At 44.9% G+C, this 1,243-nt stretch carries 1 protein-coding gene; it reads left to right on the top strand.

Annotated elements, in window-relative coordinates; translation table 11 throughout:
* Window positions 1–226: 226 nt before the first annotated feature.
* On the top strand, window positions 227–1,243 hold a 1,017-nt coding region (locus KDK16_RS03030), incomplete at its 3' end, for an F-box/WD repeat-containing protein (RefSeq protein WP_257274615.1).

Raw genomic sequence — 1,243 nt, 5'->3', positions numbered from 1 at the left:
CATCCGGATGGGTTCAGTCAACCTGTCCCGTATTGCCCGAACTATGGGGCACGGTGCCGAGATTCTGTTATTTTCCCAGATCAGTGCTCTTCTTCAACTGGGTTCCACTGATTTCAATATTTTTTGAACTTTCATTATAAAACCGACTCCAACAGATCGAATCCATTTTAAACGTCCTTTCCAGGCGAGAATAAATACTGACTTTGAAGCTACGGATCAATCAGAGATGAACACTATCAACAGCAATTCCGGGACACAAGAACCACTCTTGTCAACACCTGTGCAACAACCGCTGGAGGAAGCACTATCGGGCGTCAGTGCAGGTAGGGACGTTACTCCTTATTACAACAATAACGCTCCATTCTTGTATTTGCCCGAATTAACACAGTTAGAGATTGTTCGCTATTTGGGTTTACGAGAGGTTACCCGTTTAGCAAAGGTATGCCGATATTTTCGCGATCTTGTTAAAGACAATAACGCTTTGGGAAGAGCATGGAATCGCCGGTTTCCTTCACCATACCTGGACCAACTAAAGGCCACCCTTAAAACAAAAGATGAGCAACAACTCCGTAATTGGTTGGAGCCGTTTGCTAATAAGGGCACTGTCGAGACACTCATTGAACAACGAAAGAATATTTATTTTCCTCTTCAGTTACTTTTCACCAACAGTCAACTGATGTCTTTATGCAGAAAATTTGAGTTAGTAGAAACACTCAAAATTACCCATGGTGGTAAAGTCCGTGAAGCCACTTTCAGCTCCGATGGGCAGCACCTGGCAACCGCCAGTAGTGATCACACAGCAAAAATCTACTGCCGGGAGGCCAATGGATCATGGGAAGTAAAAGACACCATTACCCATAATCGTTTGGTCTCTTCAGCCAGCTTCAGCTCTGATGGTCGTTATCTGGTCACCGCCTGTGACGATGGCACAGCAAAAATTCATGGTCTGGAGGATCATGGATCTTGGGAAGAAAAGGCCTGCATTTCCCATAAGAATTACATCAATTCAGCGACTTTCAGTGCTGATAGCCGCCGTGTGGTGACCCACAGTTCACATAATACGGTGAAAATCATTGGTCGAAGGAACAATGACTCATGGGAAGTAGAGGACACTTTTCATAGAAATCTGATCACTTCGGCCACGCTCAGCCCTGATGGCCGTCACATGATAATTTTTGCTTCAAGGGATTGCGTTATAGAAATTCATGGCCAGTTGGACTCGGGATTATGGGTAGTCACATCC

Source organism: Endozoicomonas sp. SESOKO4, assembly GCF_024606275.1.
Note: the sequence above shows the minus strand (reverse complement) of the source record. Positions and strands in the feature narration are given on the sequence as shown.